This window comes from Nonomuraea sp. NPDC052116 (assembly GCF_040680035.1).
Classification (GTDB): domain Bacteria; phylum Actinomycetota; class Actinomycetes; order Streptosporangiales; family Streptosporangiaceae; genus Nonomuraea; species Nonomuraea angiospora_A.
Window position 1 is genome coordinate 227895 of record NZ_JBFAWA010000002.1, and the last position, 16301, is coordinate 244195.

16 protein-coding genes are annotated in these 16301 nt (G+C 71.2%); 11 read left to right on the forward strand and 5 right to left on the reverse strand.

What is annotated here, in order from left to right; translation table 11 throughout:
- Positions 1-3: 3 nt before the first annotated feature.
- Positions 4-810 (forward strand): DUF3097 domain-containing protein, encoded by an 807-nt coding sequence (locus AB0L65_RS03945; protein ID WP_364240040.1) that lies wholly within the window; start codon positions 4-6, stop codon positions 808-810.
- Complete coding sequence (locus tag AB0L65_RS03950; protein WP_364240042.1) at positions 807-1541, forward strand: DUF4870 domain-containing protein; 735 nt, start codon at positions 807-809, stop codon at positions 1539-1541. The genes AB0L65_RS03945 and AB0L65_RS03950 overlap by 4 nt, the downstream gene beginning before the upstream one ends.
- Here AB0L65_RS03950 and hemW read toward each other — a convergent pair.
- A complete protein-coding gene (gene hemW, locus AB0L65_RS03955; protein ID WP_364240044.1) occupies positions 1538-2758 on the reverse strand; it encodes a radical SAM family heme chaperone HemW in 1221 nt (406 codons plus the stop codon). The genes AB0L65_RS03950 and hemW overlap by 4 nt on opposite strands.
- 67 nt (positions 2759-2825) lie before the next feature.
- On the opposite strand from hemW, the gene AB0L65_RS03960 reads away from it, so the two are divergent.
- The gene (locus AB0L65_RS03960) at positions 2826-4043 is read left to right on the forward strand and encodes a styrene monooxygenase/indole monooxygenase family protein (RefSeq protein ID WP_364240045.1); all 1218 of its coding nucleotides are present in this window, start codon (positions 2826-2828) and stop codon (positions 4041-4043) included.
- Positions 4044-4081: 38 nt separating this feature from the next.
- A complete protein-coding gene (locus tag AB0L65_RS03965) occupies positions 4082-5329 on the forward strand; it encodes a glycoside hydrolase family 18 protein (protein ID WP_364240047.1) in 1248 nt (415 codons plus the stop codon).
- A gap of 435 nt (positions 5330-5764) precedes the next feature.
- On the opposite strand, the gene AB0L65_RS03970 is transcribed toward AB0L65_RS03965, so the two are convergent.
- Positions 5765-6400, reverse strand: a complete 636-nt coding sequence (locus AB0L65_RS03970) for an MOSC domain-containing protein (RefSeq protein ID WP_364240049.1) — start codon at positions 6398-6400, stop codon at positions 5765-5767.
- A 137-nt stretch (positions 6401-6537) separates the two neighbouring features.
- Here AB0L65_RS03970 and AB0L65_RS03975 point away from each other — a divergent pair, with 137 nt between their 5' ends.
- From AB0L65_RS03975 to AB0L65_RS03985, 3 genes are all read left to right on the forward strand, one after another.
- Positions 6538-7026 (forward strand): hypothetical protein, encoded by a 489-nt coding sequence (locus AB0L65_RS03975; protein ID WP_364240051.1) that lies wholly within the window; start codon positions 6538-6540, stop codon positions 7024-7026.
- Positions 7027-8141: 1115 nt separating this feature from the next.
- On the forward strand, positions 8142-9035 hold the full coding sequence (locus AB0L65_RS03980) for a histidine kinase (protein WP_364240053.1): 894 nt from the start codon (positions 8142-8144) through the stop codon (positions 9033-9035).
- Positions 9032-9736 carry a response regulator transcription factor gene (locus tag AB0L65_RS03985; protein ID WP_364240055.1) on the forward strand — a complete coding sequence of 235 codons (705 nt, stop codon included), beginning with the start codon at positions 9032-9034 and terminating at the stop codon, positions 9734-9736. The genes AB0L65_RS03980 and AB0L65_RS03985 overlap by 4 nt, the downstream gene beginning before the upstream one ends.
- Before the next feature lie 10 nt (positions 9737-9746).
- On the opposite strand, the gene AB0L65_RS03990 is transcribed toward AB0L65_RS03985, so the two are convergent.
- Positions 9747-9920 carry a hypothetical protein gene (locus tag AB0L65_RS03990; RefSeq protein ID WP_364240057.1) on the reverse strand — a complete coding sequence of 58 codons (174 nt, stop codon included), beginning with the start codon at positions 9918-9920 and terminating at the stop codon, positions 9747-9749.
- 220 nt (positions 9921-10140) lie between these two features.
- Between AB0L65_RS03990 and ccmA the strand changes: the two genes are divergently transcribed.
- Positions 10141-10764 carry a heme ABC exporter ATP-binding protein CcmA gene (gene ccmA / locus AB0L65_RS03995; protein ID WP_364240059.1) on the forward strand — a complete coding sequence of 208 codons (624 nt, stop codon included), beginning with the start codon at positions 10141-10143 and terminating at the stop codon, positions 10762-10764.
- A 47-nt stretch (positions 10765-10811) separates the two neighbouring features.
- The gene (locus AB0L65_RS04000) at positions 10812-12263 is read left to right on the forward strand and encodes a DUF6297 family protein (protein WP_364240061.1); all 1452 of its coding nucleotides are present in this window, start codon (positions 10812-10814) and stop codon (positions 12261-12263) included.
- 5 nt (positions 12264-12268) lie between these two features.
- On the opposite strand, the gene AB0L65_RS04005 is transcribed toward AB0L65_RS04000, so the two are convergent.
- Entirely contained in the window at positions 12269-12760 is a 492-nt protein-coding gene (locus tag AB0L65_RS04005; RefSeq protein WP_364240063.1) for a GNAT family N-acetyltransferase, read from the reverse strand.
- A gap of 31 nt (positions 12761-12791) precedes the next feature.
- Entirely contained in the window at positions 12792-14618 is a 1827-nt protein-coding gene (gene lepA, locus AB0L65_RS04010) for a translation elongation factor 4 (RefSeq protein ID WP_364240065.1), read from the reverse strand.
- Between the two features lie 56 nt (positions 14619-14674).
- Here lepA and AB0L65_RS04015 point away from each other — a divergent pair, with 56 nt between their 5' ends.
- Both AB0L65_RS04015 and rpsT read left to right on the forward strand, forming a co-directional pair.
- Positions 14675-15667 (forward strand): hypothetical protein, encoded by a 993-nt coding sequence (locus AB0L65_RS04015; RefSeq protein WP_364240067.1) that lies wholly within the window; start codon positions 14675-14677, stop codon positions 15665-15667.
- Positions 15668-15837: 170 nt separating this feature from the next.
- Complete coding sequence (gene rpsT, locus AB0L65_RS04020) at positions 15838-16110, forward strand: 30S ribosomal protein S20 (RefSeq protein WP_364240069.1); 273 nt, start codon at positions 15838-15840, stop codon at positions 16108-16110.
- Positions 16111-16301: the final 191 nt, after the last annotated feature.

Below are 16301 nucleotides of genomic sequence, written 5' to 3' on the forward strand. Positions count from 1 at the left end.
CGTGTGTACGAGGGCGATGTGCTGGCGGGGAATTGGCGGCGGCCGGGCAAGGGCAAGATCCCGAAAGTGGCGGCCGAGCTGGACCTCGTCGTGGAGGACGCCGACAGCGGCTTCTGCGGCGCGGTGGTGGCCTGTGACAAGGAGGCCGTCACGCTCGAAGACCGGTTCGGCAAGCGCCGGCTGTTCCCGCTCGCGCCCGCCGCGTTCCTGCTGGAGGGCAAGCCCGTGACGCTGGTACGCCCGTCGGCGGCCCCTGCGGGACCCAGGCGCAGCGCGTCGGGCTCGATCGCCGTGGAGGGGCTGCGGGCGAGGGTCGCCCGGGAGAGTCGCATCTACGTGGAGGGCGTGCACGACGCCGCCCTGGTGGAGAAGATCTGGGGCCATGACCTGCGGGTCGAGGGGGTCGTGGTCGAATACCTGGAGGGCGTGGACCATCTGCCGGCCATCGTGGCGGAGTTCGGCCCGGAGCCGGAGCGCCGGCTGGGGGTGCTGGTGGACCACCTCGTGCCGGGCTCCAAGGAGAGCAGGATCGCGGCCGAGATCACCTCGCCGGACGTGCTCGTCGTGGGGCATCCGTACATCGACATCTGGCAGGCGGTCAAGCCGTCCGTGCTGCGCATTCCCGCCTGGCCCGCGGTGCCGCGCGGAGTGCCGTGGAAAGAGGGCGTCATCGCGGCCCTGGGCTGGCGCATGGAGCCCGCGGAGGCGTGGCGGCGGATCCTCGGGGCCGTCTCCACGTACACAGACCTGGAGCCGGAACTGCTCGGCCGGGTCGAGGAACTGATCGACTTCGTTACGGAGGCATCATGAGCCAGGACCCGCCGCAACCGCCGCCGGACGACGACGCCACCCGCTTCGTCCCCCCGTCGAGCATCCCGCCCAGCCAGGGCTCCGGCCCCCAGCAGCCCGGGTCACAGCCCGGCGTTTACGGACAGCAGCCCGGCTCCGAGCCCCATTACGGCCAGCCGGGGTACGGCCAGCAGCCAGGATCCCAGCCCGGCTACGGCCAACCGGCGTACGGGCAACCCGGCTACGGCCAGCCTGGTCACGGCCAGCCCGGCTACGGACAACCGGGCTACGGCCAGCCCGGTTATGGCCAGCAGTCCCCGGGTTACGGCCCTCCCCCGCCCGGTTACGGCTCCGCGCCGCAGCCGCCCGGCTACGGCTACGGCTACGGCGCGCCCGGCGAGCCGTACGTCCCCGGCAGGTTCGGCCCCCGCCCGGGCACCGACGACACCACCATGGCGATGCTCTCGCACCTGCTCGGCCTGGTGGTCTCCTGGGTCGGCCCGATGATCATCTACCTGATGAAGAAGGACGAGTCCCCCTACGTCAGGGATCAGGCGGCGGAGGCGCTCAACTTCCAGATCACGATGTTCATCGGCTACGTCATCTCGGGCATCCTGACGATCATCTTCATCGGCCTGCTCCTGCTGCCGGTCGTCTGGATCCTGTCCCTGATCTTCCACATCCAGGCCGCCATGGCCACCAGCAAGGGCGAGAGGTACCGCTACCCGTTCGCCGTCCGCCTGATCACCTAGACCAGCAGATCCCTGATCAGCGCGTCGGCCAGCAGCCGCCCCTGGAGCGTGAGCACCATGAGGCCCGACCTGAACGGCCCGGGCTCCAGCAGGCCGCGCGCCAGCGCGCTCGCCACGGCCGGGCGCGCGTCCGGGGACACCTCGGCCAGCGGGTAGCCGGACGAAAGCCGCAGCTCCAGCATCAGCCGCTCGGCCGCCCGGTCGTCGTCGCCGAGCACCTCGCGCGCGTGGGCGGGCGATGTGCCCGCGGCCAGCCGCTGGGCGTAGGCAGCAGGGTGCTTGACGTTCCACCAGCGGGTGCCGCCGACGTGGCTGTGGGCGCCGGGTCCGGCGGCCCACCAGTCGCCGCCGGTCCAGTAGAGCAGGTTGTGGCGGCAGCGGGCCCGGTCGGACGTGGCCCAGTTGGACACCTCGTACCAGTCGAACCCGGCCTGGGACAGCAGCTCGTCGGCGATCAGGTAGCGGTCGGCGGCCACGTCGTCGTCGGGCATGGGCAGCTCGCCGCGCCGGATCCTGGCCGCCAGCCTGGTGCCCTCCTCGACGATCAGCGAGTACGCCGACACGTGGTCGGGCCCGGCCTCGATCGCGGCGGCCAGCGAGGCCCGCCAGTCGTCGTCGGACTCGCCGGGCGTGCTGTAGATCAGGTCGAGGTTGACGTGCTCGAACCCGGCCTGCCTAGCCTCCTTGACGGCCGCCGCCGCCCTGCCGGGAGTGTGCCGGCGGTCGAGCACCTGGAGCACGTGCTCGGCCACGCTCTGCATGCCGAAGCTGATCCGGTTGAAGCCGCCCTGGCGAAGCTTGTCGAGGTAGGCCGGGTCGACGGACTCGGGGTTGGCCTCCGTGGTCACCTCGGCCCCCGCGCTCAGCCCGAACTCCGAGTCGATCGCGGCCAGGATCCTGGCCAGGTCTTCCGGGGGGAGCAGCGTGGGCGTGCCACCGCCGAAGAACACCGTCTCCACCGGCAGCTCGGCCGGGCCCAGGACGCGGCGGGCGAGGCGGATCTCCTCGACGACCGTGTCCGCGTAGTCCCGGTGCGAGGCGCCGGGGCCCAGCTCGGCGGCGGTGTAGGTGTTGAAGTCGCAGTAGCCGCAGCGGGTCACGCAGAACGGCACGTGCACGTAGAAGCCGAACGGACGCTCGCCGAGGCCCGTCAGGGCGCTGTCGGGCAGCTCGCCCGAGGTGGGCGCGGGATCGCCGTCAGGCAGGGTGGATGGCACCCCTTCAGTTTGCCCGTTGTTCGAGGGTGCTATCGAACCGCAACCCCTGAGAGGTTCACTGCTGCACATGGCGGGCATCGGCATCGTGGGCGCGGGAATCTCGGGGCTGACCCTCGCCCTGCGCCTGCAGCAGCTCGGCGTCGAGGCCACGCTCTACAGCGAGCGGGACGCCGGTTCCCTGCGCTCGGGGCGGCTGCCCAACACGGTGGCCAGGATGGGGCACACCCTGGCGCGGGAACGGGAGCTGGGCAGCGAGCACTACCGGGATCCCGCATGCCTGATGGGATCCGCCAGGCTCTCGATCAAGGGGGATCCGCCGCTGGAGTTCCTGGCCAGGATCTCCGAGCCGTTCCACGCGGTCGACTTCCGGCTGCTGCTGCCCGCGTACCTGGACGACTTCACCGGCCGGGGCGGCGAGGTCGTCGTCACCGGCGCGCCGCCGGACGCGGCGCGGGTGGACCGCTGGTCCCGGGAGCACGAGCTGATGGTGGTGACGGCCGGGCGGCGCTCAGTGACGGAGCTGTTCCCGCGCGACCCGGCGCGCTCGCCGTTCGACCGGCCGCAGCGCGTCCTGACGGCCGGGTTGTACGGCGGTCTCGGCCTCGGCCCCATGTTCAGCTACAACGTCTCGCCCGGGTGCGGGGAGATCCTCCGCATGCCGATGATGACCAGGCACGGCGTGGTCTCCGGCCTGCTGGTCGAGGCGGTTCCCGGCGGGCCGCTGGAGCCGCTCTCGCGCATGCCCGCGGCCGAGGTCGCCGGGGAGCTGGCCGGGCTGCTCTCCGAGCACGCGCCGCGACTGGCCGAGCGGGTGGACGGGGGCTTCGAGCTGCTGGGTGAGGACGACCTGCTGCAGGGGGCGATCACGCCGGTCGTTCGCGAGGCGGTGGCCGAGCTGCCCGGCGGGCGGATCGCGCTGGCCGTCGGCGACGCCTGGATCACCAACGACCCGCTGACCGGCCAGGGCGCGAACCTGGGTTCGGCCTGCGCCTGGATCGCGGCCGACGCCATCGCGGCGGGCGGCCCGTACGACGCCGCCTTCGGCCGCGCCACGGCGGAGCGGATGTGGGAGGCGGCGGCGCCGGTCACCGACTGGACCAACGCCTTCCTGCGGCCGCCGGCCGCGCACGTCGTGACCCTGCTGCTGGCGGCCACGAGCAGGCAGGACGTGGCGGACCTGGTCCTCGGCCTGTTCGCGAACCCGGCGTACGCGTGGGCGGTGATCTCGAGCCCCGAGGAGGTGGCGCGGATCGTTGACGGCGGCGGGCCGTCGCCCTACTTTTAGGAAAGTTTCCTATAAGTGCACCCCTCGGGAGTCGCCCCGTGAAGAAGACGATCCTCCTCGCACTCTCGCTCTTACTCGGCTGTACGGCGATCTCCGCGCCGGCCGAGGCCCGCACCGGCTTCAAACGGGTCGCGTACTTCATCCAGTGGGGCGTCTACGGGCGCAACTACCACGTCAAGGACGTGGACACCACGGGCGCCGCGGCCAAGCTCACGCACCTGAACTACGCGTTCGGGTTCGTGAACGCCGAGGGCGCCTGCTACTCGGCCGACCCGTGGGCGGACTGGCAGCGGCCCGTGCCCGCGGAGCAGAGCGTGGACGGCGTGGCCGACGCGCCCGGCCAGGCCCTGAACGGCAACCTCAACCAGCTCCGCAAGCTCAAGGCCAAGCACCCTGGGCTCAAGGTGATGATCTCGCTGGGCGGCTGGACCGGTTCCAAGTACTTCTCCGACGCGGTCCTCACCGCCGAGTCCCGGGCCGCGCTGGCCCGCTCGTGCATCGACCTGTGGCTGCGCGGCAACCTGCCGGACCTCCCCGCGGGCACCGGCGCCGGAGTGTTCGACGGGATCGACCTGGACTGGGAGTGGCCGGGCTCCTCCGGCGCCGAGGGGAACGTCGTGCGGCCGGAGGACCGGCGGAACTTCACGCTGTTCGCGGAGGAACTGCGGGCGCAGCTCACCGCCTTCTCCTCAAGCACGCAGCTCACGGCCTTCCTCCCGGCCGCGGCCGCCAAGATCGACGCCGGGTTCGAGGTGCGGCGGGTGTTCAGGGCGCTCGACTTCGCCACCGTCCAGGGGTATGACCTGCACGGAACGTGGGAGGCGCAGACCGGGCACAACGGCAACCTCCTCACCGATCGGCGGGATCCGAACCCGGTGCGGTACAGCGTGGACCAGACCGTACGCGACTACCTGTCCCGCGGGGCACCCGGCCGCAAGATCGTGGTCGGCGTACCCGCGTACGGCCAGGGCTGGACGGGGGTCACCGGCGGCGGCGACGGCCTCTACAAGCCGGCCACCGGCCCCGCCGCCGGGAAGTGGGGGCCCGGGACCGAGGACTACAAGGACCTGGTCACCAAGCCCGGCAAGCGCTACCGGGATCTGCGGACCGGGACGCTGTGGCTGTATGACGGGAACGAGTTCTGGTCGTACGACGATCCGGCGGTGCTGCTGCAGAAGGCGGCGTACATCCGGCTCAAGGGGCTGGGCGGCTCGATGATGTGGTCCATCGACCAAGACGACGCTCACGCCTCCCTCACCTCAGCCCTGTACTCAATCCTCCACTGACCCACCCCAACGGGCGGGTAGGCAGCCGCGGACGGCTGCCTATCCAAGTGGACCATCCGAGTGGGCCGAACGAGTGGCCCGGTGGAGCGGGCCGGGCGGGCGAGCCGGACGGGCGGGCGGGCCGGACACCCGAATAGGCGGTTGCCCCAACGGGCGGGTGCCTCGATGAGCGAGCGGCCCGGACGGATGGGCGGCCCGATGGGCGAGCGGGTGGGTTCGTCGGTGGGCAGGTCGGGGTTGGGCAGTGGTCGAGCGGTGGGCGGGCGGGTTGGTTGGACAGCGGCCAGGCGGACGGGATAGGCGATGGTCGGGCGGGTGGGACGGACGAGCGAGCCGCAGGACCGAACCGCACGATCGAGTCGGACGACCGAACCGGACGACCGAACCGGACGACCGAGCCGGACGAGCGACCGGACGGGCGGGTGGGTGGGCGGTCTAAGATCGTTGGCCGCTGAAAAGGCGCTCGGCCATGCGGTCCCACTCGGCGTCGTGCCCGGGAACGGCCAGGATGCGGCGCAGCGCCTCCTCATCCCCGTGCCGAGCCCGGAACCAGTCCCCCACCGTCACCCCGACCTCCGGCCGCGAGACGACCTCCACCTCGTCCCCGACGCCAAGCTCCCCAAGTGAGACCACCCGCAGGTAGGCCCCGGGCCGCCCCGCCGCCGTGAATCGCTTGACCCACCCCGGCTCGTCCATCCAGTTGCGGAACACCACGCACGGGATCCGGGGCCCGCTCACCTCCAGCAAGGCGCTGCCCACCCGCCACCGCTCGCCGATCACAGCCCCCGTGACTTCGAGGCCGGACGTGGTGAGGTTCTCGCCGAACTGCCCGTTACGCAGCTCCCGCCCGAGCTCCCCTTCCCACCAGTCGTAGTCCTCTCTTGCGTACGAGTAGACGGCTTGGCCGGGCGAGCCGTGGTGCTTCTTGTCGGCCCGCTCGTCACCCGCGAGCCCGTTGTCCAGTACGGCCACCCGGTGCGTGACCGCCCGCTTGTCGATCGCCGTACGCCCCAGCTTCCCCGCCCACTCAGCCTCGATCGATTGGCCCACATTTACGGAGATAACGCCCATGCTTGGACGGTAACCGAGAGCCCGCTCCCCCAGCGACCCGATTACCTCTCACCTCGATCTCCACCCCAGGGTGGAGATCCGCGCACTCAACCCTCGGGCCGATCCGGTACGCCTTGCCGATCCCTACGGTCAAACCCGTGGAACCCATACTGATCTCTCTCCTCGTCCCCCTCGCCGTGGTGTTCGTGGTCTACCGCCAGATGCAGACCCGTCCCACCGCCAAGCGGGGCATCCTCTACACCGCCGCCTTCATGGTCATCGTCGGCATCGCATCAGGCGGGGTCATCGATCCCCGGCACCTCGCGCTCAGCCTCGGCCTGGCCCTGGTGGAGGCCGTCGTCGCCGTCATCCTGGGCGTGTGGCGGGGGACGACCGTACGGGTGTGGCTGGACGACTCCGGCGTCTCCTGGTCGAAGGCCACGGCCTGGACCATGCTGGTGTGGCTGGCCTCGGTCGCCATCCGCGTCGGCCTGTACTTCGCCGGAGGCGCCCTCGGCCTCGACCTCTCCAGCGGCGGGATCCTGCTGTTCGTCGGCCTCACCATCGGCGCCCAGTCGTACGTCGTCGCCCGTAGGGGGCGTGCGCTTTCGAGCATGGACAGGCGACCGGATACCGTCGTGGGGTGATGCGTGCGCCGTACGGAATCGCCCTCGCGCTGCAGCTCGGGGTGATCGCGCTGCTGATCGCGGCCCAGATGGGAGCGACCCCCGCGCCGGGCCTGACCGGCATCGGACTGGCGGTCACCCTCCTGACCGCCGGACTCGGCCTCACCCTGCTTACCACCCTGTTCCTGTCACTACGCGACCGCCGCACCCACCCCCACCCCACCCACCGAGAGACCTCACGGAAAGCCTCACGAGGATCCCGGCGGGAGGTCCCCCTGGAGACCCAGCGAGAAGCCCCACGGGGGTTCCGACAGGAGGTCCCAACGGACACCCAACGGAAGGTCTTGCAGGAAGTCCCGTCGGAGGCCCAGTGGGAGGTCCTCCCGGAGACCCAGCGAAAGGCCCCACGGGAAGACTCATGGGCGACCCTGACGGAAGCCCGGCAGGACGTCCCGCTGGAGACCCACTGGGAGGCCCTTCGGGAGGTCTCACGGGCGGCCCGGCAGGAGGCCCGGCAGGAGGCGCGGCCTGAGGGCCAACGGGAGGTCCGGTCTGAAGGCCAACGGGAGGTCCAGCGGGCAGGAGGCTGGCTGGCGCAGCCGTCAGCGCCAGCCAGCCCATCGCAGCCAGAAGCACCAGCACCAGTGCCGGTGCCGGGCACCCCGCCACAGCCGTCCGCGCCAGACAGCCCGACCTACCCAGGAGCACTGGCACCGGGCAACCGACCACAACCGGAAGCCCCGGCGCCACGCGACCAACCGCAGTCATCATCACCCGCGTTGGGCAACCGACCGAAGCCAGAACCCCCAGCGCCAAGCAGTCCGACACCGTCAGGGCCAGCAGCACCCGACAGCTCGCCACCATCGAGGCCAACAGCACCCGACGGCCCGATGCCGTCGAGGTCACCGGCACCCGGCAGCCCGGCACCATCCGGGCCGGCGGCATCCGACAGCCCGACGTCCTCAAGGTCACCGGGGGCCGGCGGCACGACGCCCTCGGGGCCGCCTGCGTCGAGCAGGCTGCGAATGCCGGGTGGCGGCCTGGCGGGAGCGGGAGCAGAGGCGGGGGCCGAGCCAGGGTTGGGGGCGGGGTCAGGGCTGGGGTTGGGGGATTTGCGGGCCTTGCAGGTTTTCGGGGTGCCTGTCGCGCTGATCGCCCTCGCCCTGGCCGTGGTCCTCTCCATCGCGCTCAGCACCCTGACCGACGGCGGCGCCGCGATCGGGGCTCTGCTCATCTCCGTCAGCCTGGCCGTCACCCGCTTCACCCTGCGCCAGGCGCTGCCCATCGGCCTGCTGGCCGTCGGGGGTCTGGTCGTGGCGGGTGTGATCGTCGACAACCCGGCCCGGGATCTCCCCCTCATCCTCAGCACCTGCCTGATCTTCCTGATCTCGTACGCGGCCAGACAGCGCAAGGCCACCAGGGCCGCTGAGGCGCGAGAGGCCGTGCTCGCGGAACGGGCCAGGATCGCCAGGGAGATCCACGACATCCTCGCCCACTCCCTCTCGGCCCAGCTCGTCCACCTGGAGGGCGCCAAGTTGCTGCTGCGCGCGGAGCGCACGGTCGAAGCGCTCGACCGGGTCACCCGGGCCCGCGACCTGGCCAAGTCGGGGCTCGATGAGGCCAGGCGCGCGGTGCAGGCGCTGCGCGAGGACCCGCCCGCGCTCCCCGTGGCGCTGCGCACGCTGGCGGACGACTTCGAGAGCGCCGCCCACCAGGCCTGCACGCTCCGCGTCTCCGGCCCCGAGCACCGCCTGCCGCCCGAGACGGAGCTCGCCCTGGTGCGCACCGCCCAGGAAGCCCTCACGAACGTACGCCGCCACGCCCCCGGCAGCCCGGCCACGGTCGAGCTCGACTTCGACCGGCTCTGGTGCGAGCTGCGCATCACCAACCCGGCCTCCCCCGAGAAGGGCTCGCCCGGGGGCGGCTACGGCCTCGTGGGCATGCGCGAACGGGCCGAGCTGCTCGGCGGGACGCTGTCGGCAGGCGAACACGACGGCGGTTTCCAGGTCCGCCTGAAGGTGCCGGCATGACCGGGGGTGCCCGGATGACCAGGGTCATCGTGGTGGACGACCAGGCCGTGGTGCGCGAGGGCCTGGTGCTGCTGCTCGGGCTGCTGCCGGACATCGAGGTGGTCGGCTCGGCCGGCGACGGCGAGGCGGCGCTGCGGCTGGTCGAGGAGCGACGGCCCGACGTGGTGCTCATGGACCTGCGCATGCCCCGCATGGACGGCGTGGAGGCCACCGGCCGCATCCGCGCCGGGTTTCCGGACACCCAGGTCGTGGTGCTCACCACGTACTCCGACGACGAGTCCGTCTTCGCGGCGCTGCGAGCGGGCGCGCGCGGCTTCCTCACCAAGGACGCGGACGCCGACGACATCGCCAGGGCCGTCGCCACGGTGAAGCGCGGCGACGCCCAACTCGACCCCACCGTCCAGCGCCGCCTCCTGGACACCATGTCGGCGCCCACGAGGCAGACCCCGGCCACAACCGGAACCATCCCTCCTCCTGAAATCGTCCGTGACGGGCTCCCCGATGGGCTGACCCCGCGCGAGGGCGAGGTGCTGGCCCTCATCGCCGACGGCCTCTCGAACACCGAGATCGCCGGCCGCCTCTACATCTCGGAGGCCACCGTCAAGACCCACATCAACAACCTCTTCGCCAAGGCGGGCCTGCGGGACCGCGCCCAGGCGGTCTCCTACGCCTTCCGGCACGGGGTGGCGCGCCCGCAGTGAGCCCGGCCGGTCAGGCGCGCCTGAGCTGGGACTCGCCGTCGAACCCGGCCAGTTGTAACAACGTCTCCAACGCCGCCTGCCTGGTCTCCTCGACCGAGTCACCCCGTTCGCCGAAACACTCCGCCGCCACGTCGAGCAGCGCCGCCACCACGACCGCGTCGGGATAGGGCACGTCAACGAGCACGGTGCCGTCGCCTCCCTCCTCTCCCGAAACCAGGTGGAGCCTCAGCAGCCGTCGAGCCTCCTCAGCCACAGCCACCCCCAACACGGCGGCACGCTCGAATCGCTCAGAAGCAATCACGTCACCCTCCAGTCGCACTGGTGTTCGGAATAGAAGGTAGGCGATGGCACCGACAGAAAATCGTCGCGATCGCCTGTGCGATCGGCTGGCTAGGCTCGAATCCGTGTACGACTCGATCATCAGTGTTCACGACCTCACGGTCGAACTCGGCGGCAACCCCGTGCTGCGAGACATGGAGCTGACCGTGTCACCGGGCGAGATCGTGGCGGTCGTCGGCCCGAACGGGAGCGGCAAGTCGACCCTCCTGCGCTGCCTGGCCGGTCTCCAGCCCGCGACCTCCGGTGAGGTCAGGGTGTTCGGGGAGCCGCCGGCCGACGACGCCGCCTTCTGGCGCCGGGTGGCGATGCTCGGCGACGAGCCCGCCTGGTATCCGGGGCTCACCGCCCGCGAGCACCTGGAGCTCATGGGAGCCGTGCACGCCGAGGCCCGTATGGAGGTGGAGGGGGCGCTGGAGGTGTTCGCGCTGGTGGAGCGGGCGGACGCGCCGCCGCTCAACCTGTCCACCGGGCAGCGCCAACGCCTCTCCCTGGCCTCCGCGCTGCTCAGGCCGAGCACGTTGCTGCTGCTCGACGAGCCGGAACGCGGCCTGGACGCCGGTTTCCGCGCCCGGCTGGCCGATCTGCTCGAGGAGTACGCGGGCGAGGGAGGCACCGTGGTGATGGCCACGCATGATCACGACCTGGCCGGGCGCGCCCGCCAGATCTCACCGTCAGGGGTGGACGCATGAGCGGAGCCGACGTAGCGCCTGGGGTGGACACGCGCAGTGTGAGGGTGGTGCGGGCGTATCTCCGCTCGCGCGGCCCGGCCCGCGGTGGCCTGCTCGATCGGTACGTCGCCGGGTTCGGGCTGGCGATGCTCGCCGCCGTGCTCGGCCACCCGCTCACCACCGTGCTCCAAGGGCTGGCCGGAGCCGCCGATCCCGCCCGCGTGAGCGCGGGAGCGGCCCTGCTCGCGCTGGCGCTGGCCGGTTTCCTGGCCGCGGCCCGCGCGGCGGGACCGGTGATGCTGTCCGCCGCCGACGCCTCCTGGCTGCTGCCCTCGCCGCTGAACCGGCGGCACCTGCTCGGACGGACCGCCCGGGTGCTGTTCACGGTGGCGGTGGCGGCCGGGCTGCTGCTCGGGCTGGGGCTGATCGCCGTGCTGGGCGTCCCCGACCAGCTCGTGTGGCGCCTGCTCGGCGCCATGGTGCTGGGCGTCTCGGCGACCGCGGGCGGCATGGCCCTGGCGGTGCTCGGTCAGGCGTCCCAGCCGTGGCAGGTCTGGGTGACGTCCGCGACGGTCGCGCTGCTGGTGGCCGCCGTCGTGACCGTCACCGGGCAGCTGCGCACGGTGCTCGCCGTCGCCGCGAGCGCTCCCTTGTCGGCGGTGGCCGTCGCCGCGGCGGTCGCGGCGGCGTCCTCCGCCCTGCTGGTACGCCACGCGTGGGCGTCACTCGACCGGATCCCCACCCGTACCCTCGTCACCGCCTCGACCCGGGCGGGCCACGTCGCGAACGCGGCCGTCGGCCTCGACCCCGATGCGCTCACCTGGATAGCGGAGGACAACCACTGGCGGGCCAGGAAGCTCAGCTCGCGGCGGTGGCCGGCGCTGCCCGCGCCCCTCGCGCTGGCCTGGCACGACTGGCGCCGGGTGGGCCGCAGGCCGGGGCGCCTGGGGACCATGTTCGCGATGTCCGCGTTGCCCGCCGTGCTGGCGCAGGCGGGCGGCGCTCCGGTGACGCTCGGGGCGGCCGTGCTGGCGGGTTCGCTGGCCGTGGCGGCGGTGAGCGTGTCGGGGGCGCGCAGGGACAGCGACAATCCGGCCCTGTCCAGGCTGCTCGGCGTGGACCGCCGCCAGGCGCTCGCGGCCCGCGCGGTGCTGCCCATGCTGCTGAGCGGCGCGTGGGCGACCCTGGGGCTGGCCGCCCTGAGCGCAACCGGCGGGCTGCCGGGGGCGTGGTGGCTGTTCGGGCTACTGACGGCCCCCGCGCTGGCCGCGGCCGCGCTGCGGATGGCCAGGAGGGGTCCGGTCGACCACTCCATGCCGATCATCGACACCCCGGGCGGCGCGATCCCGACCGGGCCGCTGCGCTGGGCGCTCACCGGGGTGGACCTGGCCGTGCTCGGGTGCCTGCCCGCCGTTGCCGCGCTGCTGTCCCCGCCGGGCCCGCTGGGCGGCTTCCTGGCGGCTCAGGCCGCCGCGGGCGCTCTGGTGCTGGTGGGGTACGTGGTTCGTAACCGCGGGTAGGGCGCTCAGGCCACGTACACGACGCTCTCGACGCCCCCGTACGGGATCGTCCGGTCCCTGCGCATGCCCGCCCGCTCCGCCACCTTCAGCGACGCCAGGTTGTCGGGCCGGATGACCGCGACGACGGTCCCGAGCCCCTTGCCGACCCGCAGCGCCGCCTCCACGAGCTCCCCCGCGTACCCGTGACCCCAGGCGGACGGCCGGAACCGGTAGTAAAGGTTCAGCACCTCGTCCCCGCCGACGATCGCGCGGCGCAGCCCCCCGAACCCGAGCACCTCCGACCCGCCGATCTCCCGCGCGGCCCAGTAGCCGATGCCGCGCTCGGCCCAGTCGGCGAGCCACAGGTCCAGCATGGCGCGGCTGGACACCAGGTCGATGCTGGGGCCCCCGGGGTTGTACACGTTGGTACGGGGGTCGGAGTGAAGCTCATGGACAGCGGTCAGATCGTCGAGCGTGACCCGAGAAAGGATCATGCGCGCGGTTTGCACCACTTCCATGCTTTCAGGGTAGTCGCCTACCCCGAAAGCCCTACTTCTTCTTGTCGGTGGACGACTCGGTGGACAGCGCGGCGACGAAGGCCTCCTGGGGCACCTCCACGCGGCCGACCATCTTCATCCGCTTCTTGCCTTCCTTCTGCTTCTCCAGCAGCTTCCGCTTACGGGAGATGTCACCGCCGTAGCACTTGGCCAGGACGTCCTTGCGGATGGCGCGGATGTTCTCGCGGGCGATGACCCGGGCCCCGATGGCGGCCTGGATCGGCACCTCGAACTGCTGCCTGGGGATCAGCTCGCGCAGCTTCTTCGCCATGTCGACGCCGTACGTGTAGGCCTTGTCCTTGTGGACGATGGCGCTGAACGCGTCGACCGGCTCACCCTGCAGCAGGATGTCCACCTTGACCAGCTCGGCCTCCTGCTCGCCGGCGGGCTCGTAGTCGAGCGAGGCGTAGCCACGGGTGCGCGACTTGAGCTGGTCGAAGAAGTCGAAGATGATCTCGCCCAGCGGCAGCGTGTAGCGGATCTCGACCCGGTCCTCCGACAGGTAGTCCATGCCGAGGAGCTGGCCGCGCCGCCCCTGGCAGATCTCCATGATCGCCCCGATGAACTCGGACGGCGCCAGGATCGTCGACTTGGTGACCGGCTCGAAGACCTGCGCGATCTTCCCGCCCGTGGGGAACTCCGACGGGTTGGTGACGGTGAGCTCCTTGCCGTCCTCCATGACCACGCGGTAGACCACGTTGGGCGCCGTGGAGATCAGCGACAGGCCGAACTCGCGCTCCAGCCGCTCCCGCACGATCTCCATGTGCAGCAGCCCCAGGAACCCGACCCGGAACCCGAACCCGAGCGCCGCCGACGTCTCCGGCTCGTAGACCAGCGCCGCGTCGTTGAGCTGCAGCTTGTCGAGGGCCTCGCGCAGCTCGGGGTATTCGTCGCCGTCGATCGGATAGAGCCCCGAGAACACCATCGGCTTGGGGTGCTCGTAACCCGCCAGCATCTCCCGGGCCGGCTTGACCGACGAGGTGACCGTGTCACCCACGCGCGACTGGCGCACGTCCTTGACGCCCGTGATCAGGTAGCCCACCTCGCCGACGCCCAGCCCCCGCTCGGAGGCCTTGGGCTCGGGCGAGATGACGCCGATCTCGAGCGTCTCGTGGGTGGCGGCGGTGGACATCATGAGGATGCGCTCGCGCTTGCTCAGGTGGCCGTCCACGACCCGCACGTACGTGACGACGCCGCGGTAGGTGTCGTAGACGGAGTCGAAGATCAGCGCCCGGGCCGCCGCGTCGGCGTTGCCCACGGGGGCGGGGATCTCCCGGACCACGTGGTCGAGCAGCTCGCGCACGCCCTCGCCGGTCTTGCCGGACACCCGGAGCACGTCGGACGGGTCGCAGCCGATCAGCCCCGCCAGCTCCTCGGCGAACTTCTCCGGCTGCGCCGCCGGCAGGTCGATCTTGTTGAGGACGGGGATGATGTGCAGGTCGGCGTTCATGGCCAGGTAGAGGTTGGCCAGTGTCTGCGCCTCGATGCCCTGGGCCGCGTCGACCAGCAGGATCGCGCCCTCGCACGCCTGCAGCGACCTGGACACCTCATAGGTGAAGTCGACGTGGCCGGGCGTGTCGATCATGTTGAGCACGTGACCGTCCCACGGCAGCCGCACGGCCTGCGACTTGATCGTGATGCCCCGTTCGCGCTCGATGTCCATCCTGTCGAGGTACTGGGCACGCATGGAGCGGTCGTCGACCACGCCGGTGATCTGCAGCATCCGGTCGGCAAGGGTTGACTTGCCATGGTCGATGTGCGCGATGATGCAGAAGTTGCGGATCAACGCGGGGTCGGTCTGGCCAGGCTGAGTGCGCACCGAAGTCCGTTTCGACAGGGTTGAGGTCGAGCAGTCTTTCATGGTGACATGCCCGGGTGAATGCCCGAACCGTCATCCGCCGCGGCCTGCGCCTGCTCACGCTTGCCTTGGCCATCGTGCTCGCGCTGGTCGGCCTCCTCGCCGCCGCGCTCCGCCTCCAGTTTACCGGTGCACCGGCGGCCTGGGCGAAGAGCACGGGCAACGACGCGCTCTGGCTGGGCCACGCGTGGGTGGACGGCCGCCGCACGGAGCGCGACGTCGAGCAGCTGGCGGTACGGCTGCGCGCCACGGGGATCAAGGACGTGTACGTCCACTCCGGCCCTTTCAACTGGGACGGCACCTTAAGCCCAGACAAATACCCCAACGCCGGAAATTTCGTGAAGTGGTTTCGCGAGCGCCTCCCCGCGGTCCGCATCTCCGCCTGGCTCGGCCAGTCCGTCAAGAACGGCCTCGACCTCGACGACCCCAAGTCCCGCGAGAACGTCCTGTCCGGCGTCGCCGCCATCATGAAACAGGGCTACGACGGCATCCACTACAACTTCGAGCCGATCGGCGACGGCGACACCGAGTTCCTGGAGTTGCTGGAGCGCACCCGCCGGCACACCGGCCTGCTGTCCACCTCCACCCCGCAGATCGAGCCGTACCCGGGCCTGCGCCTGACCGCCAGGGCCCTGCTGTCGCACGACAAGTACTGGTCCCAGGGCTACTTCAAGCAGGTCGTGGACCGCGTGGACCAGGTCGCCGTCATGACGTACGACTCCTTCACCCCCCTGCAGTCCCTCTACGGCGGCTACGTGGCCCGCCAGACCGGACTGGCCCTGGACCTGGTGCCCGCCGACAAGGCCCTCTACATCGGCGCCCCGGCCTACCACGACCACGGCGTGCCCTGGCTGGACAACGCCGAGAGCGTCGCCATGGCCGCCGAGGGCGCCCGGCTCGCGCTGTCGGAGCACGGCCGCCGCGAGCGCTTCGGCCTGGCCCTCTACGTGGACTTCGCCGCCACGGAGGAGGACTGGCACGAGTACGCCACACGGTGGATGATCGGCTAACGTGGGTTCCGCGCCGAGCGAGCGCCGAGCATCCGAAACGCCGATGCTCAAGTACGCGTTGATTTGAGAGCCGACCTGAGTTATTGGTATCCTGTTCAACTGCGTGTGGCGCGCCCTCTCTCGAGCCCGCGCGCCCCATCCATCACTCAGACTTTCACCGAGGCTTCTTCGTGGCGAACATCAAGTCCCAGATCAAGCGCAACAAGCAGAACGAGAAGGCTCGCCTGCGCAACAAGGCGGTCAAGTCCTCTCTGAAGACGGCCGTCCGCAAGTTCCGCGAGGCCGCCGAGCAGGGCGACACCGAGCAGGCCGCCGTGCTGCAGCGGGCCGCCGCCCGCCAGCTCGACAAGGCCGTCAGCAAGGGCGTCATCCACAGGAACCAGGCCGCCAACCGCAAGTCCGCGATCGCCAAGCAGGCCGCGGCGCTGGCCGCCGCCAAGTAGGCCGGCCGCCAGGTAGAACGCCTGGCACAGGAAACGCCGCACTCCCTCTGGGGGTGCGGCGTTCTCGTTTTCGCACCTTTTTGTCACAGTTTCGATATCACATGCCTGTATCGGGTACGTCACCGTTCCAAAGATCGCCTTGCCCCGCTGCCCGAACCTGCCCGAAGGTGCACTAAAACGGGCGAAGGGGG